At 49.1% G+C, this 19,773-nt stretch carries 29 protein-coding genes; 12 read left to right on the top strand and 17 right to left on the bottom strand.

What is annotated here, in order from left to right:
- Nucleotides 1-118: 118 nt before the first annotated feature.
- From Q9J80_RS06750 to Q9J80_RS06695, 12 genes are all read right to left on the bottom strand, one after another.
- On the bottom strand, nucleotides 119-340 hold the full coding sequence (locus Q9J80_RS06750) for a hypothetical protein (RefSeq protein WP_301673090.1): 222 nt from the start codon (nucleotides 338-340) through the stop codon (nucleotides 119-121).
- The gene (locus Q9J80_RS06745; protein WP_283121580.1) at nucleotides 340-861 is read right to left on the bottom strand and encodes a host-nuclease inhibitor Gam family protein; all 522 of its coding nucleotides are present in this window, start codon (nucleotides 859-861) and stop codon (nucleotides 340-342) included. The genes Q9J80_RS06750 and Q9J80_RS06745 overlap by 1 nt, the downstream gene beginning before the upstream one ends.
- The gene (locus Q9J80_RS06740; protein ID WP_301673089.1) at nucleotides 854-1,000 is read right to left on the bottom strand and encodes a hypothetical protein; all 147 of its coding nucleotides are present in this window, start codon (nucleotides 998-1,000) and stop codon (nucleotides 854-856) included. Before Q9J80_RS06740 ends, Q9J80_RS06745 begins: the two co-directional genes overlap by 8 nt.
- Nucleotides 1,001-1,264: 264 nt before the next feature.
- On the bottom strand, nucleotides 1,265-2,092 hold the full coding sequence (locus Q9J80_RS06735; protein ID WP_301673088.1) for an HI_1489 N-terminal domain-containing protein: 828 nt from the start codon (nucleotides 2,090-2,092) through the stop codon (nucleotides 1,265-1,267).
- Nucleotides 2,089-2,286, bottom strand: a complete 198-nt coding sequence (locus Q9J80_RS06730) for a pyrophosphate-energized proton pump (protein WP_128581850.1) — start codon at nucleotides 2,284-2,286, stop codon at nucleotides 2,089-2,091. The genes Q9J80_RS06735 and Q9J80_RS06730 overlap by 4 nt, the downstream gene beginning before the upstream one ends.
- Nucleotides 2,286-2,762, bottom strand: coding sequence for a hypothetical protein (locus Q9J80_RS06725; RefSeq protein WP_301673087.1), 477 nt, complete (start codon nucleotides 2,760-2,762; stop codon nucleotides 2,286-2,288). Before Q9J80_RS06725 ends, Q9J80_RS06730 begins: the two co-directional genes overlap by 1 nt.
- Nucleotides 2,759-2,926: a hypothetical protein gene (locus Q9J80_RS06720; protein ID WP_180299868.1), complete on the bottom strand. Its 168-nt coding sequence runs from the start codon at nucleotides 2,924-2,926 to the stop codon at nucleotides 2,759-2,761. The genes Q9J80_RS06725 and Q9J80_RS06720 overlap by 4 nt, the downstream gene beginning before the upstream one ends.
- A complete protein-coding gene (locus Q9J80_RS06715; protein WP_301673086.1) occupies nucleotides 2,923-3,606 on the bottom strand; it encodes a DUF2786 domain-containing protein in 684 nt (227 codons plus the stop codon). The genes Q9J80_RS06720 and Q9J80_RS06715 overlap by 4 nt, the downstream gene beginning before the upstream one ends.
- Nucleotides 3,607-3,684: 78 nt before the next feature.
- Entirely contained in the window at nucleotides 3,685-3,807 is a 123-nt protein-coding gene (locus Q9J80_RS06710) for a hypothetical protein (protein ID WP_301673085.1), read from the bottom strand.
- Complete coding sequence (locus tag Q9J80_RS06705) at nucleotides 3,804-3,959, bottom strand: hypothetical protein (RefSeq protein ID WP_301673084.1); 156 nt, start codon at nucleotides 3,957-3,959, stop codon at nucleotides 3,804-3,806. The genes Q9J80_RS06710 and Q9J80_RS06705 overlap by 4 nt, the downstream gene beginning before the upstream one ends.
- A 99-nt stretch (nucleotides 3,960-4,058) precedes the next feature.
- Nucleotides 4,059-4,328 carry a hypothetical protein gene (locus tag Q9J80_RS06700; RefSeq protein WP_101106718.1) on the bottom strand — a complete coding sequence of 90 codons (270 nt, stop codon included), beginning with the start codon at nucleotides 4,326-4,328 and terminating at the stop codon, nucleotides 4,059-4,061.
- A gap of 90 nt (nucleotides 4,329-4,418) precedes the next feature.
- Nucleotides 4,419-5,333: an AAA family ATPase gene (locus Q9J80_RS06695; protein WP_304672757.1), complete on the bottom strand. Its 915-nt coding sequence runs from the start codon at nucleotides 5,331-5,333 to the stop codon at nucleotides 4,419-4,421.
- A 45-nt stretch (nucleotides 5,334-5,378) separates the two neighbouring features.
- Between Q9J80_RS06695 and Q9J80_RS06690 the strand changes: the two genes are divergently transcribed.
- Nucleotides 5,379-5,636 (top strand): GntR family transcriptional regulator, encoded by a 258-nt coding sequence (locus Q9J80_RS06690; protein ID WP_304672758.1) that lies wholly within the window; start codon nucleotides 5,379-5,381, stop codon nucleotides 5,634-5,636.
- Nucleotides 5,637-5,702: 66 nt separating this feature from the next.
- Here Q9J80_RS06690 and Q9J80_RS06685 read toward each other — a convergent pair whose 3' ends face one another.
- Complete coding sequence (locus Q9J80_RS06685; RefSeq protein WP_304672759.1) at nucleotides 5,703-7,688, bottom strand: Mu transposase C-terminal domain-containing protein; 1,986 nt, start codon at nucleotides 7,686-7,688, stop codon at nucleotides 5,703-5,705.
- Nucleotides 7,689-7,749: 61 nt separating this feature from the next.
- A complete protein-coding gene (locus Q9J80_RS06680) occupies nucleotides 7,750-8,013 on the bottom strand; it encodes a helix-turn-helix domain-containing protein (protein WP_082815528.1) in 264 nt (87 codons plus the stop codon).
- 220 nt (nucleotides 8,014-8,233) lie between these two features.
- Between Q9J80_RS06680 and Q9J80_RS06675 the strand changes: the two genes are divergently transcribed.
- The 7 genes from Q9J80_RS06675 (at nucleotide 8,234) to Q9J80_RS06645 (ending at nucleotide 13,170) form a co-directional block, all read left to right on the top strand.
- Entirely contained in the window at nucleotides 8,234-8,953 is a 720-nt protein-coding gene (locus Q9J80_RS06675; RefSeq protein ID WP_118793263.1) for a LexA family transcriptional regulator, read from the top strand.
- A gap of 310 nt (nucleotides 8,954-9,263) precedes the next feature.
- Nucleotides 9,264-10,538 (top strand): MafB family polymorphic toxin, encoded by a 1,275-nt coding sequence (locus tag Q9J80_RS06670; protein ID WP_373325236.1) that lies wholly within the window; start codon nucleotides 9,264-9,266, stop codon nucleotides 10,536-10,538.
- Nucleotides 10,526-10,756 (top strand): hypothetical protein, encoded by a 231-nt coding sequence (locus tag Q9J80_RS06665; protein WP_002259487.1) that lies wholly within the window; start codon nucleotides 10,526-10,528, stop codon nucleotides 10,754-10,756. The genes Q9J80_RS06670 and Q9J80_RS06665 overlap by 13 nt, the downstream gene beginning before the upstream one ends.
- A gap of 144 nt (nucleotides 10,757-10,900) precedes the next feature.
- The gene (locus tag Q9J80_RS06660; RefSeq protein ID WP_308446902.1) at nucleotides 10,901-11,635 is read left to right on the top strand and encodes an HINT domain-containing protein; all 735 of its coding nucleotides are present in this window, start codon (nucleotides 10,901-10,903) and stop codon (nucleotides 11,633-11,635) included.
- Between the two features lie 9 nt (nucleotides 11,636-11,644).
- On the top strand, nucleotides 11,645-11,872 hold the full coding sequence (locus Q9J80_RS06655; protein ID WP_196428871.1) for a hypothetical protein: 228 nt from the start codon (nucleotides 11,645-11,647) through the stop codon (nucleotides 11,870-11,872).
- 126 nt (nucleotides 11,873-11,998) lie between these two features.
- Complete coding sequence (locus Q9J80_RS06650) at nucleotides 11,999-12,541, top strand: suppressor of fused domain protein (RefSeq protein ID WP_304671649.1); 543 nt, start codon at nucleotides 11,999-12,001, stop codon at nucleotides 12,539-12,541.
- Between the two features lie 80 nt (nucleotides 12,542-12,621).
- Nucleotides 12,622-13,170 (top strand): suppressor of fused domain protein, encoded by a 549-nt coding sequence (locus tag Q9J80_RS06645; protein WP_304671653.1) that lies wholly within the window; start codon nucleotides 12,622-12,624, stop codon nucleotides 13,168-13,170.
- A gap of 61 nt (nucleotides 13,171-13,231) precedes the next feature.
- Here Q9J80_RS06645 and Q9J80_RS06640 read toward each other — a convergent pair whose 3' ends face one another.
- The gene (locus tag Q9J80_RS06640) at nucleotides 13,232-15,445 is read right to left on the bottom strand and encodes a RelA/SpoT family protein (protein WP_304671651.1); all 2,214 of its coding nucleotides are present in this window, start codon (nucleotides 15,443-15,445) and stop codon (nucleotides 13,232-13,234) included.
- Nucleotides 15,446-15,586: 141 nt separating this feature from the next.
- On the opposite strand from Q9J80_RS06640, the gene Q9J80_RS06635 reads away from it, so the two are divergent.
- Nucleotides 15,587-16,228, top strand: a complete 642-nt coding sequence (locus tag Q9J80_RS06635) for a GrxB family glutaredoxin (RefSeq protein WP_301673078.1) — start codon at nucleotides 15,587-15,589, stop codon at nucleotides 16,226-16,228.
- A gap of 84 nt (nucleotides 16,229-16,312) precedes the next feature.
- Here the strand turns inward: Q9J80_RS06635 and Q9J80_RS06630 are convergent, their stop codons facing one another.
- Nucleotides 16,313-16,963, bottom strand: coding sequence for a site-2 protease family protein (locus Q9J80_RS06630; protein ID WP_301673077.1), 651 nt, complete (start codon nucleotides 16,961-16,963; stop codon nucleotides 16,313-16,315).
- Between the two features lie 252 nt (nucleotides 16,964-17,215).
- On the opposite strand from Q9J80_RS06630, the gene Q9J80_RS06625 reads away from it, so the two are divergent.
- The 3 genes from Q9J80_RS06625 to Q9J80_RS06615 all read left to right on the top strand — a co-directional run bounded on the left by Q9J80_RS06625 (nucleotide 17,216) and on the right by Q9J80_RS06615 (nucleotide 19,232).
- Complete coding sequence (locus Q9J80_RS06625) at nucleotides 17,216-18,067, top strand: energy transducer TonB (protein WP_301669945.1); 852 nt, start codon at nucleotides 17,216-17,218, stop codon at nucleotides 18,065-18,067.
- Nucleotides 18,068-18,132: 65 nt separating this feature from the next.
- Nucleotides 18,133-18,795 (top strand): TonB-system energizer ExbB, encoded by a 663-nt coding sequence (exbB, locus tag Q9J80_RS06620; RefSeq protein WP_118811836.1) that lies wholly within the window; start codon nucleotides 18,133-18,135, stop codon nucleotides 18,793-18,795.
- Between the two features lie 2 nt (nucleotides 18,796-18,797).
- Nucleotides 18,798-19,232, top strand: coding sequence for an ExbD/TolR family protein (locus Q9J80_RS06615; RefSeq protein WP_107860225.1), 435 nt, complete (start codon nucleotides 18,798-18,800; stop codon nucleotides 19,230-19,232).
- A gap of 64 nt (nucleotides 19,233-19,296) precedes the next feature.
- On the opposite strand, the gene Q9J80_RS06610 is transcribed toward Q9J80_RS06615, so the two are convergent.
- Nucleotides 19,297-19,731 (bottom strand): TIGR01244 family sulfur transferase, encoded by a 435-nt coding sequence (locus tag Q9J80_RS06610; protein WP_301673164.1) that lies wholly within the window; start codon nucleotides 19,729-19,731, stop codon nucleotides 19,297-19,299.
- Nucleotides 19,732-19,773: the final 42 nt, after the last annotated feature.

Raw genomic sequence — 19,773 nt, 5'->3', positions numbered from 1 at the left:
TATTAAGTCGATGTTTTTTTGCGAAACTGATAGGCACAAAAAAGGCCGTCTGAAACAGGTTTTAAACCCCATTTCAGACGGCCTTTAATCCAGCTTTAAACGCCAAAGAAAAGTAAAATCAACGCAAGAAAAAACCAAACCACCCCGAAGCAGTAATAAATAAAGGCTTTTTTCGGGCGCGCATAGCCTCTTTTTCTCCTTCTTTCACTTTTTCCCACACGAAAAAAGCGGTTTCCAATTTTCGGTTGGCATTTTCGACTTGAGCGTGGATGTAGAAGGAATCGCGTGCGGCAGTTCTTAAAAATTCCAGCTCATCAGTATTTAAATTTCCGTTTTCCATCACGCCAACTCCTGCTCCGTCGGCTCAATTACAAAATCCTCCACGCCGCTCACAATCTTAATCCCCGGAACTTGGCCGTCTGAAAAACGCTCTTTTTGATTCAGGATGGCGTCTTTGTCGATTTCCTTTTTAGTGCGGACAAACTCGGCAAAGGCGGATTTTTCCGAGAGCCACGCCAGGACGGCGGCCACGCCCGTTACCTTGACGGATGGCGGACGGATGCGCCATTTAATCAGGCCGGTGGTAAAGTCCACGGTTTTGGTTTTACCGTTTTCCGTCAGCTCGTCCTTATGTGCCTCGCAGTAGGCGGCCACACGTTCGGTCAGGCTCATGATTTCGGCACACATCGGCGCGGCTTTGGCGGCATATTCCTCTTCGATGACCGCTTTTTTGTCTCCGGCTTCGGTTTCCAGGCGTTTGACTTCGCGCTGCAAATCGCCGATTTGGCGGATAAATGCGGTAACTTCCGCTTTGTCTTGTGCCGCTTCGATAGCGGGTTGTTTGATTCGGGTTTTAGCCATTTGCTTTTTCCTCCAGTTTGTTGAGTAATTGATATACTTCGCTTGCTTCAAATCCTCTAGTTTCAGCAAAACTGATAAAGGCATCCCAGTCTTGATCTAAATATTCGTCCAATAGACGGTATTCGTACTGTTCAATCATGATGTTTTCCTTTTAAACTATAAAATTCTTAAGACCTTTAAATCACCGACTTGGTGTGTCCCAATACGATAAGCCAGTATTTTTTCGCGTTTTTCCTTCGGTCTGATATAGGCAACCTTAAACTCTGTTAAATCAATATCTCTAGCTCCTCCTCGCAAATAATTTCTAGTTATTACCAAATCGCCGTGCTCTGCCTTCAACTTTTCTAGTTGACTGATTAAGTCCGATATTCGGTTATTACTTGTAAAATATACATTTTCCATTTCAATGACCTTTCTTGTTTAAAACATCTTTCACTTCCGCCATTTTCTGACGGCCTTTTTCTTTGTCCGGCGCGGGCTTCGCCAACATCGCCCTCGGTATCAACCGTGGTGGTAGGTTGCGGCGCAGTTCGGAGGGTTGCGGCCATGTTTCTGCCGCCTGCAACACCTTAAACCCCGTCTGAATCCGTATCGGGTCATACTCCGGCGAGACGATTTCCTTGGCTTCCTTCAGTTGCCGATACCAAATTTCTGCGACTACTGGCAGGTCTTGCGCTGCGGGGCGGTTGGGCAGATTGAGCGCGGCGAGCAATGCAAACCCTGCCGCGATTTCCCGTTTCGCCCAATCATTCCCCGCCCATTCGCCCAAGGCTGCCACACCCTGCCGCAGCTTGGACGGCGCACCACCTTCGCCCCCTCTCCCCGTGGGAGAGGGCTGGGGAGAGGGCAACCCCGAACCCTGCCACTGGCTCACAATCTCCAACAAATAACCATGCGATTTAAGCGGCGTTTTCAGACGGCCTTGGTCGCGTGCATTGACCGTCTCGTTAAAACCGTGAATCCAAGCATCGGTAGGGGCAGGAAAACAAACCCCGTCACGCGCCGCCTCCTGCGCCTTAATCATCGGCAGCAACTCTTTCAGCAGTTTCGCGGTACGCGCCCAAGAGAGCTGAGACTTGGCAGGGCGGAACAAACCGATATACCGTATCGCCGCCTTGCCCAATTCCGCATCCATCTCCAACACAGCCCGCAATACAGACGATGCGTCGGCATCGTTGATTAAGCTGTCCAGACTATGCATCGCCCCGCAGTTCGGGCATTTGATGTTCATTTAACCACCCCAAGAATCGCCAAAAACGCCACAAGGACAACAATCAACCCAAAAAACATACCGCAGGCATCCAAAACAACAGCTTTAGTCCGCTGTTTGAACCAGTTTTCAATCAGGCTCATCAGTGCCAAAACCACCAGTGCCAAACCAATCAGCCCACAGATCAATAGATAAATCATCATTCCGGTAGTCATCACATCTCCTTCCACTCTTTCATCACATCATCCAAGGCTTCGCGGTAATTGCTTCCATAGCCTCTAATGCCATATTCGGTTAAGCTGCAACAGGTTTTCTGGCCATTTTGCTTTGAAAATTCTGCTGACCCGACCTCAATCAAGAAATCCAATCTTTCCGTATCCTTTACAGCCTGTTTAAATTTCGGGGAAAAATCCAAAACACTAGATTCTTGGTCAACAATGTCGTTATTCGAAGACAGTAAGGTATCCAATACGGTCATAATCCAAGACAAACCGGCGTTGGCAGACTTATATTCCAAAGCTTCAAACACTTCATCCGCAGGCGCATTACTCAGATATTCGAAATCGTCTTCATCCTCCGGGTCGGCAGGTTGATAAACCGGATTCAAACCCTGCTCGATTTTGTTTAAAAACGCGACCAGTTCCCATACTGCGTCAAGGTCTTCTTTATTCGGTCTAGTGATATTCATCACACTTCCTCCCATAAAGTTATCGCCTGAGCCAAAGTTTCCGCCTCGGCAGTTTTCCACATCCCGTCCGGTGCACGCGCGGCAATCACAAAGCCTTCGCCGTCCTTCTTCATAAGCATCAGCTCGCCACGGTCTTCGATCCATTCTGCAATTTCTTTTTGATTCATTTTTGCTCTCCAATTTGTTTTACGCCGTCTGTACCATTCATGGCATGATGTAACTGCACTTGCTTACCCGATTCCATTCCTTGAGCTAATGCCTCATATTCCATTGTTGACCCTTGTAGGATTGACGATTTCGCATCTCTTGTTCTCGCTTCGGTCATATACGGATATTCTTTCTTTACGTATCCGTCCATAACGGCTTTTTCTTCATCAGACATCTCAAATTTTTTGACCATCTCCCAAGCACCCATAATCCAACCATTGCAAAATTGGTCGGCAAGATAAGTTCTATGCGCTTGCTTTCTTGCTCGGCAGTTTTTTAAAAATTTGCGGCGGTCGGCAGAAATCTGCCGATAAACTACATCAAAGGCATAGGCTGAGATTTCTGCTCTATTTCCAATGCCGTAAAACATCATCGTCTTCCCGCGTTGGTAAGATTGGCACCCGAATATATCGGCAATCATATTTGCAATGCCCCATTGCCAGTCTGCCAATTTAAAAGCCATTTTTCGATCGGCTTTCTGTTCAGAGACTTGTGATAAGGCAATATCCACAGCATTGACTTCATACTTTTCCATTAATGCCTGTGCCTGCTTTAATACCTGTGCGGCCTCGTGTTCATTTGCCGACTTACTCAAAGCCAAGCATTTCTTGATTTTGTCTAAGATTTTCTCTTTGTTCATCTTAAATTCCTTTTAAATCAATACATTATATTTTCAACAGAGTAAAAAAATATAGAGCAACATCAACGGCTTACCGTTTTAATTGTCGTCATACTCGTCATGGCCTTCGCCTATCATGTGCAACACGACGATTCTGGCCGGCATTTCAAGCCAAATCCCCAGCAGCACCAACACCACCAATCCGACAACAAACCAAATCATTTTTTCTCCTCCTTCTTCTCGGCAGGCCGTCTGAAACGCACCTGATATTCCTCAATTTCACGCTCCCGGCTTTTTTGCGCCATTCGCGCCGTCGCACGCCTGCGGTGTTGTCCCCAAGCCTGCCAATCCGTATTACGTCGTCCGAAACTCATTTCACACATCCTTTCACAATCGCCTTATCGCCATATTTCGCGCGGATTTCCTTTACCGCCCGATCCAAAGCCTCTTTTCTCGCCGCAGGGATTAATGGCTTATCGCTCATAAACAATCCCTTTCATTTTTTCCTCGACGCTCATTGACTCGTATTGCTCTTCCCATACCTTGACCTCCAAATCCGCCTGTCTTTCCATCGCCTCAACCTTCGTCGGCTCTTTCGCAACCGGTTCGGGTTCTTTCGCGCAGGAATGCAACGCCATCCCCGCCACAAAACACCACACGCCCACCGTCAAACCAACCGGCACCCAACGCCAAAAAGAGCGCGCCACAAACATCTTCCAATCAACTTTCTTTAAAACTTGCATTTTGCGTTTTCCTTTAGAAAACAATAACTTATTAAAATCATAGGGTAAAAAAATATATAGCCCTGTCAGAGACTTACCGTTTCAGACGGCCTATCGGATAATCAGCGACGAGTATTTCTTAACGATACCGGCCTGTATCTTGATACCGTTCTTGTTCGCCGTGCGTACCGCGCCGCGCATCAATTTGCTCATCCGGCGCGTATTGCCGTTGCTGTGTTTAACCAATTCAAAAAGCGTTTCCTCGTCCGCATCAGGCAAAGCCGCTTTCGCAATCTCAAAGAGTTCCTCGCCCGGCAAAGATTCGCCCAAATTCAGCGGAATCGACACGCGGCTGTAAAGCTGTACCAGCTCGCCGTGCTTACCGCGCAGATTCGCCACCAGTCGGGGCATACCGCTCAACACCAACCCGCATCCCGTCTCGTCGTGCAGTCGACGGATAATCTCAAGGGCGCGCAAGGGCAGGTTTTCCGCTTCATCCACCACAATCAGACGGCCCGAATCACGCAGGCGGTCAGATACAGACTCAAACAAATCATTCAGGCTGCCCATCGCCGATACCTTCGCCGCCGTCGCCAATTTCCGCATCAAAACCAAAGCCGTAAAGCTCGGATTAGCCTCAATCAAGATGGCCGCAGGGTTTTTCTCGCAGTAGTTTTTGACCGCCTGCGTCTTGCCCAAACCTGCCTGACCGTAAATGACGGCAATCTCGCCCGCCTCATGCGCATCGCGCATCACTTCAGCAATACGCCGTGTCGTCTTCGTTTCAACAAACCCCAACACCAACTCTTCACGTCGCGCCTTGCTGTCCTGCATTTCCAAAAACGCCTCGATTTTCGGCTCGATGGTTTCATAATTGCCGCCTTTATCGGCATAAGTGCCGTTCAGATACATACTGATGGATGCCGGCGAAGTACCGATACCGCGTGCCAGTTGGGTTTGGTTCATGCCTGATTTGGCTTTGAATTCAGCCAGTTTTTGTTGCAATGCTTGATTAATTTGTTTCATTTTTAATATCCTTGAGTTTTAAACAACCTTTAAAGGCCGTCTGAAATGAAAGAGTTTCCCGATTTAGAAAAACGCCTGATCATGCTGGAAGTCGCCGTTCAAGACTTGGAAGACAGGTCGCTTGCCGATTCTTTCGTACTTTCCTGGCTGCTCCAGCGGATTACCCGTCAAGAGCCGACTTCGATTGAGCAGGTTCGCAGTTTCCTTCAAGCGCAGGCAAAAACGTTTGAGCCTGATTCCGTTCAGCGGGAACACCTTGAATCTTTGCTTGAGCTCGTTGAATCCGCCCAAGGGCTCGCTTGAGTTTCAATTTTTCAACAAGCTCGGTCGAAAACGCTGCATTTTGCTGTTTGTCCATCATGTTTTCCTTTATCTATCCGCCTCAAATAGCACAAAATCGTCCGTGCCCGTTTTCGGTAATACCGCATACTCCGCCTCGATGGCGTTTCCGCCCAAATGTCCAAGCTCGTCCCAAACTGCCGCCTGTTCCAAAGCCGGATTGACTTCCGCATTTGCGAGCCTGATTGCATTTTCCGCCCGCTTGATTTTGCCTTTTCGACGTTTTTCCGCCAGTTGGTCGATACGCGCCGTCGGGAAAGCCTCGCGGGTATTGCCGTCGGCATGCGCCTTAGTGATAAACTTGCCGTCCATATCAAACACATTGACCGCCGACGCATCGCTCAAATCGTAGCTGACCCGTACCTCGTCCTTGTGATACTCCGCCAGCCCGGTTGAGAAATAAGAGTTGTTGAACAAATCCAGCCAACCGCGCTGAACTTTTCGCACCTCTTGCGGCATAAACATCGTCGCCAGCTCTTCCGCCGACAACATATCCGGTGCAATCCCGTCCTGTTCCAGCCTCATTTCCCGATATTCCTTCGGCGAATAATGCCCGCCGTCAGGATGTCGGGGCAGCTCGCCGTGCGGGCGGTTGTTGTATTCGTCGATACACTTGACCACATCCGCGATAAAACGCGACCAGCTCGGCAATTTTTTCAAATATTTCTGTTGTTCCTCCGTCAAATCCTTGCCTTTTTCCAAAGCGTTAAAAGCACTTTCCATCTTGCGGTACATCAGGTTCTTCGTACTGCTGTCCATCCCCGCGCCCGCAAACGTCTCATACTGCCGCGCCATCTCAATCAGATTGTCTTTCCACCATCGCTCAATGATGCCTCGACCTTGCGGATTGCCCGCGATACCCGTTTCATGTCGGATACCCAGTCGGGACGTAATACCCGTGATTTCATGGTCTATCGTCTTACCCGTCTGACCGCCGCCGTTATCCGAGTAATAGATAATCGGTAAACCAAAATGCTTGACCCCGATACGCAGAGCATCCGATACCGCCACACAACTTTCAGCAAGAGAGACCGAAAACCCGACCACAAACCGCGTACAACCATCAATAATCACCGTCACTTCCGGCTTAAACGGCCTGCCGTGTACCGGATGTGCCACCTTCGCTTTAAAGCTGTGGCCGTCGCCGATCCAAACATCGTTTGGCTTTAAAGCCCCCCAATCACGTTTCACATAAGGCAGCAGCGATTTATAAGCCGCCCCCGTTTTCCTGCCGCGCTCCTGCATAATCAGCGGCAGCTTGTCCCAAACGCGCCGCACCATACTCAAGTTAGGCACATCATTGACCGGCATATTTTCCGCTTCCGCCCACTGCACAAACCGTCGGTAGCTGTGTGCCAGTTTTGGCGCGGACGGGATATTGTGAAACTGCATAAACATCGGCAACCAACCGTAGCTCTCAATCGGCTTAACCGCCTTCGTCGTCTTCGGAGCCAAAGCCACCAACCGCTCCGTCGCGTTTTCCGCTTTCAAATAAGCAGAAATCCAGCCGTCTAAAGTACGTTCGCCAACCTTCGCCGACCGGCTGCGGTCATTGGCCTTTTCCAAATTCCCAAGCGTAACCGCGTCCAACTTACCTTCTGCCAGCAAGCCCAAAAACTGAGCCACCGCAGCCTTAGCGGAGCAACCGTATTCATATTTGATCCCCAATACCGCCGCCACCACCGCACATCGCGCATCCGCCACCGACCGTTGTTTCTCGTTCAACAGCTTGGCCGCTTCAGCCAGTGCCTGAGCCGACATCGCCGTCCCCGGTCTGACTTGGGGCAGGGTTTTCGGCATCTTCTCCGCCAGCTCGTCCGACTGCCGTTTCATGATGGCGGCTCGGATTTCGGCGGGGAGGGAGGCGATTTCATACAGTTTTTTAGGACGGCCTCTTCCTATTTGCTCAAAACAGTGTTGCCAATTATTTTTCTTGGCATGGTATTCAATCCCTTGTCTATCAGTTGGTAGGCTCGGAATTCCTAATTTCGCAATATCAGATGCAGATATTTTCATTTTTTCCGCTTTCTATTTTTGCTTAAATGCGTTACTCTTTTGGAACTATTTAGCAAAACAGTTATCTATTTATAGATCTTGGGAAGGTTGGCTTATGGTTTCGTTTCTCAAAACGAGATGGCCAGATTTCTTCTGCGGGTACTCCAATCGCTGCTGCAATGATTCTTTCGCCTTTCAGATAAGGAGCATCTAAAGCTTTCCCTAATGTATTTGGTGCTAAATTAGCCTCGATAGATAACGCTCTCACAGACCAGCCTGCCTTTTTAAGACGAGCCACAATGTCAGCACGATGCCAATCAGTCATGGTTTCTTGCTTTTTTTTCATTCTCGCAATTCCTTAATTAAGTAGGTTTATTAACCGCCGTTATTTAGTAAGTGAGTGAATTATATTTAGCAAAAGAGTTACATGCAACTCTTTTGCTAAAATATTTTCTCAAAAACGTAATTATTTTTACAAAATATTGATTATTTGAGTAATCTTATTTAAGCAAAAGAGTTTCTTTTTTGCTTAATGTTTTGCTTAAATGAGTTAAATTAGGATTACTATGGATACTTTTTTAGATAGGCTCAAATTTCTTTGGCCTCATGGGGCTAAGCCATCTGACATCTATAACAAAATAGAAATGTCGGCTTCTGGATTTAATAGAGTTTGGAAAGAGGGAGCTATCCCAACAGCCGATTACCTAGTAAAAATTCAAGAAGTTACCGGTTGTGATTTAAACTGGCTGCTGACCGGAAAAGGCTTACCGTATCTTGATAAAGCCAGGCCGGAAAACGCCGGAGCATTCTCTGTAAGCAGAAATTCTGATGGAATTACCGACACTATGGGCAACCCTGTCGACTTGTCAGAGTTTGTATTCGTGCCGCGCTACAACGTAGCCGCAGCAGCAGGGTATGGCGAACCGGTCTTCGGCGAAGAACCTTTGTTCTGCTTGGCTTTCCGGAAATATTGGATTGACAACTATGTGACCAAACAGCCGGAAAAACTGTCTGTAATTACCGTTAAAGGCGATTCGATGGAGGGCGTGCTCAATCATGGGGATTCCATTCTCATCAATCACGCCAAAACCGACCCGCGTGACGGCCTATATGTCTTGCGTATAGGCAATGACCTCTTTGTCAAACGTGTGCAACGCATACCGGGCAAACTGCTTGTAACGTCGGAAAATCCACGTTACGCACCGTTTGAAATAGATTTGAGCAATGCCCAAGACGACATCGCCATCATAGGCCGTGTTGAGTGGTATGGCCGGAGTATTGATTAAATCCATTTTAAAAACCTCTTAAAATAGTTTTAAAAAATTCCCAATCCCGTCAGCTTTCAACAAAAAACCGCGCATTCCGGCACGGTTTTGTGAAAAAGCTGGCGTAACTTTTCCGGATACAAAAAAACGCCGAAATCCACGTCTTTCCGAGATTTCAGCGTTTTTTTACTCTATTTGTTCCTTGTGCAAAAACTAACAGTCCCCCACATTCGCCCCTTTTGTTTACAAAATCTTAAAATTCCTTTACACTAAAACCCGTTCAAAACAAAACAAATATCCTGTCAACACACGCTGCAAAGGAGGATAAACCGTGAAACTGCTGCGAAGACTGACAAACCTCCTTGCCGCCTGCGCCGTAGCGGCGGCTGCCTTCGGGCAGCCCGCCCTCGCGGCGGACTTGGCGCAAGACCCGTTCATTACCGATAACGCCCAACGGCAGCACTACGAACCCGGAGGCAAATACCACCTCTTCGGCGACCCGCGCGGCAGCGTTTCCGACCGCACCGGTCAAATCAACGTCATCCAAGACTATACCCACCAGATGGGCAACCTGCTCATCCAACAGGCGGCAATCCAAGGCAATCTTGGTTACACCGTCCGCTTTTCCGGACACGGATACGAAGAACACGCCCCCTTCGACAACCACGCCGCCGACAGCGCAAGCAAAGAACAAGGCAACGTTGACGACGGCTTTACCATATACCGCCTCAACTGGGAAGGACACGAACACCATCCCGCCGATGCCTACGACGGCCCGAAGGGCGGCAATTACCCCAAACCTACGGGGGCACGCGACGAATACACCTATCACGTCAATGGCATAGCCCGCAGCATCAAACTCAATCCAACCGACACCCGCAGCATCCGGCAACGCATATCCGACAACTACAACAACCTCGGCAGCAATTTCTCCGACCGCGCCGATGAAGCCAACAGAAAAATGTTCGAGCACAATGCCAAGCTCGACCGCTGGGGCAACAGCATGGAGTTTGTCAACGGTATTGCCGCCGGCGCGCTCAACCCCTTTATCAGCGCGGGCGAAGCCGTTGACCAGTGGATGCAGGAAAACCCCAATGCCGCCGAAACCGTCGAAGCCCTGGTCAACGTCCTGCCGTTTGCCAAAGTCAAAAACCTGACAAAGGCGGCAAAAGCAGCCAAAGCCGCGAAGTTGGCAAAGGCGGCAAAACCGGGGAAGGCGAAGGTCAGCGGGGATTTTGCCGTTGCCACACAAGCCAAATACAAGCAATATGGGGATGCGCATTCTGCCAATGCCCAATCGGCATTAGCTAAGAAATTGTCAGGTTTGGAAGATGCTCAAAATAGTGCGTCTAGGACAAAAACTTTACCTGATGGGAGAATCAGGTATTATGAAGCTGAGCGATTTGCTAGAACCGAGGGAAGAACGAGGGGTAATAGCTTTGTTACAGAATATAATCCTAAAACAGGCAGTACCCGACAATGGACGGAAAATTATGACCATAGCGGGAACGTAACTATGGTTCATCCTAAATCAATTAACGGACAAAGTGTAACCTCTCAGCATTATCCACCAACAAAACAGGAATTAGATTCATGGAAAAAATAACTCAACAATACGCATATTCTGAACTGCTCAGATTATTCAATCAAAACGCTTCGGATGAAAAAATTGCGAATCTTGCTTTTGATTTTCTGTATGCTTGGTCAAAAGATAATTCTCCAGAATCGCGTAATATAATCTATGATTTAGCACTTATCGGTGAACCGGGTATGGAACTGACCCGTAATGACATAAAAGAATTGATTGACAGTTTAGTTGAGTAAGTATAGGTTAGGCTGAAAATCCCACAATCAAAAGGTCGTCTGAAACTGCTTTTAATTTCCAGACGACCTTTCCTTCATTTGAAACAGGATATTGAGAACTAAGTTCTTCAAAAATCCTACACCTGCTCCTTCCACGGCAGCACCTTGGTCAAAACGGCAGACGGCTACAAAGCTATTGCCCGTATCCGAGCCGGCGAGATCGTCCTTTCCAAGGACGAGGTAAGCGGAAAAACGGGATACAAACCCGTTATCGCCCGATACGGCAATCCGTATCAAGAAACCGTTTACATTGAAGTTTCAGACGGCATCGGCAACAACCAAACCCTGATTTCTAACCTCATCCATCCGTTTTATTCGGACGGCAAATGGGTTAAAGCGGAAGATTTGAAAGCGGGAAGCAGGCTGTATTCCGAAAGAGGTGCAGGGCAGACCGTTCAAAGCGTTACCGTTAAACAAGAACCGCTCAAAGCCTACAACCTGACCGTTGCCGATTGGCATATTTACTTCGTCAAGGGTAATCAGGCAGAAACGGAAGGGGTGTGGGTTCATAATGATTGTCCGTATGGAAAATCTCCAAGAAAAATTAATGCTGTTATCAATGAAACCAATACTCAAAGAGGTAATATAACAAGTAAGCATACTTTATCTTCTGATGAAGCTTTAGATGCTGGAATTAAATACTTAGGCTCCGAATATAAAGAAATTGGTAAATCAGGTAGCGGCGTTTATCGGAACAAAGCAGGTACAAGGCAATTTAGGATTGATAACAACTCTTTAGAGGGAAATCATGCACCAAATGTACCGCATATCCATTTGGAAAGGATAGACCCGAATAAGAAAAAACCACTAACAAATAACCATATTCCCATTAAAGATTAGGGGATGTCTATGGAAATAAAATTCAATACTTTGGGGGTTATCCTGAATGGGGTCAATCCTGAAGAAAAATTCATAAAAATTATTGACGATTGGGAAAATACCGGGGGATTTCTGATACTGTTATCTTCAAATGACAAATTTTCATCGTTTGACAGTTACGATGACTGGGTCGAAAACTTAGAAATATTAAAAGAATACCTGCAAGAATCTCATTGGATTATCAAGTGGGTCGGATAGTCGGCAAACGTAGTCCGTCTGAAACGCTTTTACTTTTCAGACGGACTTTCTACCAATGGGAACAAGGCGTTTTGTCTCAATCCGGCCTATAATTATCCGATACAGTGATGGGAAGCTAAGAAAAATATGATTAATCATATTGAAAAATATATAGGCACTATTTCTCATGGCTCGAAAAGCGATTCGGGAAGTCAGTACAAATTAAATATCGCAGCTATTCCCTCTTCCCCTGACAGCGATTTAAAAACTTATATTACTTTAGGGTTAAGCAAGCATGATCTGAATTATAAAAGCAGATTTGAAATACTTTTTGTATGTTCTTTAAAATATGATGAAAATCAGATTTTTCCATTTTTAAGATGGTTGGCAGAAACCATCATTGAGAACAAAAAAATCCTTCTTCGGGGGCAGGTTGTTTATTTGCCCAGAAGCATTGTTGATTCAACAAAAATGGACGCTCTGTATGTTTCCGCCCCATTTTATTTCGATGATGATTTTCAGGTCTGTTATGACGGACACTACAATATCGTTTTCCCTTTGCTTGTCCCGTTGTATAAACAGGAAGCGGAATTGGTGGAAAAAAAGGGTTGGAATGCTTTTGAGCAGTTCTTACTGGATAATGAAGTTGACAACCTTTCGGATATGAATAGGAAACCGTTTGTTTGGTAAATACCTTCTTCAAACGGTCAATGCCGTCTGAAAAACCTTGTTTCAGGTTTCAGGCGACCTTTGAAAACAGGCTAAAAAGCATGGACTATAACCAAACTGTTTTATCTCACTTGCAAAAATTTTGGAAACATCATGAAATTAAAGGATTTACTTGGGCTTTAGGAAGGATTGTTGAAGAACTTCCCGATTTCCAAGTTTTCCAAGTGATTCCTAATCATGAAGATGAGCCCTGGGTTTATGTCAGCTTTGGGATAGGTCCATTTTTAGGACAGGAGTTTTTTATCGTCAGCCCATTTGAAACACCTGAACATATTGAGACCTTGGCGATGCTGGCATCGGCAAGTATGCATTATCCAGACCGATTTCAATTAGGAAAAACGGTCAATATCGGCAGACCATGGGTTGGACAATCGTCCTTTCGGCATTTTCTGATTTCTCTGCCTTATCCTTATGGGCAAGAGTTGGAATATATGGATAATGTCCGATTTTTCTGGTTATTGCCGATTACTCATCAAGAGAGGCTTTTTCTAGATACTCATTCGATAGAAGAATTGGAAACGAAATTCGATGAAGCGGGTATTGATTATTTAGATATAAATCGTGCGAGTACTGTCTGGCAGGTCGGATAAAAAACCGGCAATCAAAATGCCGTCTGAAACGATATTCGTCTTTCAGACGGCATTTTTGTATTTAAAGCCGGGTAACGCTCAATACGCCTTTGACGTCGCCGAGGCTGGCGAGGACGCGCGGGAGGTCGTTGACTTGTTTGACTTCGAGCGTGAACCTCATGCTGGCTTCCAAGTCGCGGGACTGGGTTTGCACGGCGGTAACGTTGAGTTTGTGGCGGGCGAGTGCGTCGGATACGTCGCGCAAAAGCCCGGAGCGGTCTTGGGCGCGGATTTCGATATCGACGGCGAACACTTGTCCTTCCTGCAACGCCGCCCAGCTTGCGTCCAGCACTTTTTCAGGTGCTTGTTCGGCGAGGTGTCGGAAAGAGGGGCAGGTTTTGCGGTGTACCGAAATGCCGCGATCGCGGGTAACGAAGCCGACAATGTCGTCGGGCGGCGCGGGTTTGCAGCATTTGGCAAGCGTGGTCATCAGACCGTCTTCGCCATCGATGAGCACGCCGTTTTTGCCGCCTTTTTTGATTTTGGACTGTTTGACGATGGTGGTTTCGCTGACGGGTACGGGCGGCGGTTCGTTCAGCGTGCCGCAGGCTTTTTGGATGGCGCGGTTGGAAATTTCGCCTTGTCCGACGGCGGTGTAGAGGTCTTCTGGCTTTTTGTAGCCGAGATTTTCGGCAAGCTCTTGCAGGTTGGGTTTGGGCGTGAGTTTGGCAAGCTGTTTGTCGAGTTGGACGCGGCCTTCTTCGCGCACGGTGTCGGCGTTTTGCTGGCGGATGTAGGCGCGGATTTTGCCGATTGCCTTGTTGGATTTGACCCAGCCTTCGTAAAGCCAGTTGACGGAAGGATGCCCTTCTTTGGCGGTAATGATTTCGACGCGCTGTCCGTTTTCGAGCGGGGTGGACAGCGGCACAATTTGCCCTTCGACTTTCGCACCGCGGCAACGGTCGCCGATGCTGCTGTGCAGGGCGTAGGCGAAGTCGATGGGGGTCGCGCCCGTAGGCAGTGAGAGGACTTTCCCGTGTGGAGTCAAAACATAAATCGTGTCGTTGAACAGCTCGGTTTTAAAGGCGGCGGCGAGGTCTTCCTTGCCGCTTTCCGCCATATTTTCGCGCCAGTCCAAAAGTTGGCGCAACCAGGCGATTTTTTGCTCGTAGGCGGAATCGCCTTTGCCGCCTTCTTTGTAACGCCAGTGCGCGGCGACACCGAATTCGTTGAATTGGTGCATATCGAAGGTGCGGATTTGGACTTCCACGCCTTTGTCTTCCGGACCGACGATAACGGTGTGCAAACTTTTATAGCCGTTGCCTTTGGGGTTGGCGATATAGTCGTCGAACTCGCCGGGGATGGGCTGCCAGAGGCTGTGGACGATGCCCAACGTGGTGTAACACTCGGGGACGGTATCGACCAGAATCCGCACGGCGCGGATGTCGAACAAGCCGTCGAAGCTGAGCTTTTTCTTCACCATTTTTTTGTAAATGGAGTAGATGTGCTTTGGTCTTCCGGCAACTTCAAAGTGAATATTGTATTTTTTCAGTTCTGTACGCAGGATATTGAGGAAGTTTTCGATGTATTCGAGGCGTTCGGTGCGTTTTTCGTCCAAAAGCAGGGCGATTTCGCGGTATTTTTCCGGCTCTTGATGACGGAAGCCCAAATCTTCGAGCTGCCATTTGAGTTGCCACACGCCCAAACGGTTGGCGAGCGGGGCGAAGATGTCGAGGGTTTCTTTGGCGACGGCGCGTTTTTCAGGATTATCGGGAACGTTGCTTAAAAATTGCAGGGTGCGCGTACGCATCGCCAGTTTGATCAACACGACGCGGATGTCGGTAACCATCGCCAGCAGCATTTTCCGCATAATTTCGGCTTGCCGGGCGCGTTCTTCCGGCGTGGCAAGGCTGTCCACGCGTGCGAATTGGGTCAGTTTCTGTACTTCGTCCACGCCTTTGACCAGCTCGCAAACGGTGCTGTTGCAGCGTTCGGAAACCAATTCGTGCCAAGTGGGAATGTATTTGCCGATGTCGGACAAAATCGTAGCGGCAACGGCATCAGGCAAGAGGTCGAGTTCGCTGACGATTTGCATCGAGCCGAGGAAGTGGTCGGACAACGGCTCGCCATACGGCGTGGCGGCATCGGCGGGGTAATGTGCTTCCGCCAGCGAACGGGCGGCTAAGACAAGTTTTTTATCGTTGTCCGGCAGCGCGGCGCAGTAGCTGTCGAACCATTCGTGCAATTCTTGCGGGGTCGCGCTTTGCGTGTCTTGAATCGGGCTGATGGCGGTCATGATGGGGTCTTCCGTTCCGATAAAAACGAGTTTATTGTAACAGCTTATTTATTTACGGTGCATAGGCGGAAGATAAACTTGTTTCGGGCGGCGCGGGGTGTTAAGGTAGCCGGTACCGACAGGTTGACGAGGAATATTTTGATGAAGCTGTATATTTACGACCATTGCCCGTTTTGCGTGCGTGCGCGGATGGCTGCAGGGCTGTTTGGCGCGGACGTTGAGGAAGCCGTGCTGGCAAACGACGACGAGGCAACGCCGATCGGCATGATTGGAGCGAAACAAGTGCCCATCCTGCAAAAAGAAGACGGTTCGTTTATGGGCGAGAGTTTGGACATTGTGCGGCATTTCGACCGCGAAGGCCGTCTGAAAGACGAAGTCCGCCCCGAGATACAGGTGTGGCTGGACAAGGTGGGTGGATACAACAACAAACTGGTTCAGCCGCGCGTGATCAAAATCGGGCTACCTGAATTTGCAACTCCGGAAGCGGTGAAATATTTTACAGATAAAAAAGAGAAAAGCATCGGCAGCTTTTCCGCCAATTTGAATAAAACCGCCCAATACCTCGAACGGATAAACGCAGATTTGCAAGAGTTGGAGAATTTGATGGACGGTACTTCAGACGGCATCAACGGCGGAATCGGCATGGAGGATATTTTGTTTTTCCCCGTTTTAAGGAATCTGACCGTGGTGCGCGGAATCGAATGGCCTCAAAAGGTGATGGGTTATCTGATGACGATGAGTGAAAAATCAGGCGTGCCGCTTTATTTTGACAGGGCATTGTAAAACAGGAAAACGCGGCAGGCAGGGAAGCCTTGCTGCGTTTTCCTGTACTTGGCAAATACGGCATACTGCCCAAAAACCGCCAATTCAAATAAACCATCCGATGAGGGATTGAACCAGTATCATAACCAGCTGTACGACAGGGGTGACAAACATACCCAAACCCCCGGTCAGCAGAAGCAGCAGGATAATCCACGTCCCATAGGGTTCGATTTTGCGGAATAAGACAGAATATTTCGCCGGCAGGAAGGTGTCGATGAAAATGCCGCCGTCACCAGGCAGGATGGGAATGATGCTGATTGCAAACAGAATGGCGTTAATCAGGATGCCGTAATTTGCCATTTTTGCCAGCGGCATTTGGTATGTGTCGTCGATGAATGGGGCCAATACCCAAATCAGCCCCCACAAAAAGGCCATCGCCAGATTTGCCAGCGGACCGGATGCGGCAACATAACGCCAGGCAAGGCGCGGGTTGCGGAAGTTGCGCGAATCGATAGGGATAGGACGTGCCCAACCAAATAGAAACGGTGTGAACATCAAAGTAAATAGCGGCATGATGATTGTGCCGACCGGATCGATATGGGGCAGAGGGTTCAGCGTCAGCCTGCCGTATTGTTCGGCAGTGTTGTCTCCCCAGTAGCGCGCCGTATAGCCGCGTACCACCTCCCTGACGGTAATGGCAAGCAGTACGGGCAGGACGGCAAGCAAGAATACGCCCAAGTCAAAATTCCGAAACATGATTTTCCTTTAAAACAGGTGGTACGCAGCCGTAACCGGCTGCCGGATGAAAGCGGCAATATATCATTTAACCCGATTTTGTTGGAATGGGAAAACAGGTAGATCCGCTCCGTTTGTCTGCCGGCATCTGATAATTTGTCATAACATATTGTTTTAATATGGATTTTAATAATATGAAAACAGTATTCAGATAAAGGTAAATAATAAAAATAGGTTGCAAATAGGAATTGTTGCTATTATTATGCCCGAATTATGGATAAAGAACGAATTTTAACCCCCGCAGTCGTGTTTTCCGTCGCACTGCTGCATTTGGCAATGGTGGCATTGCTCTGGCAGGCGCACAAGCTGCCCGTGATAGAGTCAGGCAATGTTATTGAATTTGTCGATTTGGGCGACTTTGGCGGAGGGGACGGCGCACCCGAAGGCGCAGGCGCGCCTGCCGCGCCCGAACCGCAACCCGAGCCTGAGCAGCCCAAACCTGTCGAGCCGCCCAAACCGGTTTTGAAGCCGGTGGTTACAAAAAAGGCGGATGCAGATATTCAGCAGCCCAAGGAAAAGCCGAAACCCGAAGAAAAACCGAAGCCCGAACCCAAACCGGAAGCGAAGCCTGCCCCGAAACCGGCGGAAAAACCGGCAGAAAAGCCGTCTGAAAAACCTGCCGAACATTCCGGCAATGCTTCTGCCAAAGCCGGCAGCGAGCAGGGCAATGGGGAAGGTAAGGGAACCGGTACCAAAGGCGACGGAACAGGGCGCGGAGAAGGCAGCGGTAAAGGCAGCGGCGGAGCCAAAGGCGAACACGGGGAAGGAAGCGGCGGCAGCGGCGGCGGAACAGGAGCCGGCAGCAGCAAAGGCAACCCTTTACGCGCCAACGGCAGCATCCCGCGCCCAGCCTATCCCGCGCTTTCTATGGAAAATGACGAGCAGGGCACGGTTGTTTTGAGCGTTTTGGTTTCTCCGGGCGGTCATGTCGAGTCCGTCAAAGTGGTGAAAAGCAGCGGTTTTTCCCGTTTGGACAATGCGGCACGCAAGGCGGCGCAAAACGGGCATTTTCAAGCCAATGCCTGGACGGAGTTTAAAGTCCCCGTCAAGTTTGAATTGAATTAGGCGGTTGCCGCAGCGGTTTGCGGCAACTTGGATGTTTGATTGGTTTTTTCAGTGTTGGAATCATTATGAATTTGAAATTAGTGTTTGAATCGGGCGATCCCGTCCTGATCGGTGTGTTTGTGTTGATGCTGCTGATGAGTATCGTAACGTGGTGTCTGGTTGTCTTGCGCTGTATCAAGCTGTATCGGGCGCGCAAAGGGAATGCCGCCGTCAAACGGCATATGCGCGATACTTTGTCGCTGAACGACGCGGTCGAAAAAGTGCGCGCCGTCGATGCGCCTTTGTCCAAACTGGCGCAAGAGGCGTTGCAGTCTTACCGCAACTACCGCCGGAGCGAAGCGTCCGAACTGGCGCAGGCTCTGCCGTTGAACGAGTATTTGGTCATTCAAATCCGCAACAGTATGGCGCAGATTATGCGCCGGTTTGATTACGGGATGACCGCGCTTGCCTCCATTGGCGCGACCGCGCCGTTTATCGGGCTGTTCGGCACGGTTTGGGGGATTTACCACGCCCTGATCAATATCGGGCAAAGCGGGCAGATGAGCATTGCGGCGGTTGCCGGCCCGATTGGCGAGGCACTGGTGGCGACGGCGGCTGGCCTGTTCGTGGCGATTCCGGCGGTGTTGGCATACAACTTCCTCAATCGCGGCACGAAAATACTGGCTCAGGATTTGGATGCGATGGCGCACGATTTGCACGTCCGCCTGCTTAATCAAAAGGATAGCTGATTATGGCATTTGGTTCGATGAATTCCGGCGACGATTCTCCGATGTCCGACATCAACGTTACGCCGCTGGTGGACGTGATGCTGGTGTTGCTGATTGTGTTTATGATTACTATGCCGGTGCTGACGCATTCCATCCCTTTGGAACTGCCGACCGCGTCCGAGCAGGCAAACAAGCAGGACAAACAGCCTAAAGACCCCCTGCGCCTGACGATTGATGCGAACGGCGGCTATTATGTCGGCGGGGATTCTGCAAGCAAAGTGGAAATCGGGGAAGTGGAAAGCCGTCTGAAAGCCGCCAAGGATCAGAATGAAAACGTGATTGTGGCAATTGCGGCAGATAAGGCGGTGGAATACGATTATGTGAACAAAGCGTTGGAGGCTGCCCGTCAGGCAGGGATTACCAAAATCGGTTTTGTAACCGAAACCAAGGCGCAATAAAGTTTGACGTTTGAACGAATGCCGTCTGAAAGCCTTTCAGACGGCATTTTTGTATCGGCCGGTTTTATGGTTTGGCGGCTGCTTCTTCCAAACGGCTGCGGAAGTTTTCCAAATTTACGCCTGCCGCTTGGGCGCGGCGGATGATTTCGTCAACCGGCATACCTTCTGCCGCCCGGCGGAAGCCCCACAGCAGGGAGCAGCGCGTACCGGTCCGGCAATAGGCAAGGACGGGATATTCGGCTTGTCCGATGAGTTGTCGGAAGGTTTCGACATCGTGTTTTTGGATGTCGCGTGCGGTAACGGGTTGGTGATGGAATCCGGTAATGCCTGCTTGTTCCAACCACTGTTTGATTTGGGCGAAGTCGGGCTGCGATTCTTCTTCGCGGTCGGGGCGGTTGCAGACGACGGTTTTGATACCCAGTAGCGAGATTTGTTCCGCATCGGCTTCCGTCAGTTGTGGGGAGATGTAGAGATGTTCGTCAAGTTTTAGAATCGCCATTTTATTTCCTTTGTTTTGCGGTTGGTTTTCAGACGGCATTTT

The organism is Neisseria blantyrii, from assembly GCF_962747855.1.
GTDB lineage: Bacteria > Pseudomonadota > Gammaproteobacteria > Burkholderiales > Neisseriaceae > Neisseria > Neisseria viridiae.
The sequence above is the reverse complement of the archived record's forward strand: the minus strand, read 5'-3'. Positions and strand labels throughout refer to the sequence as shown.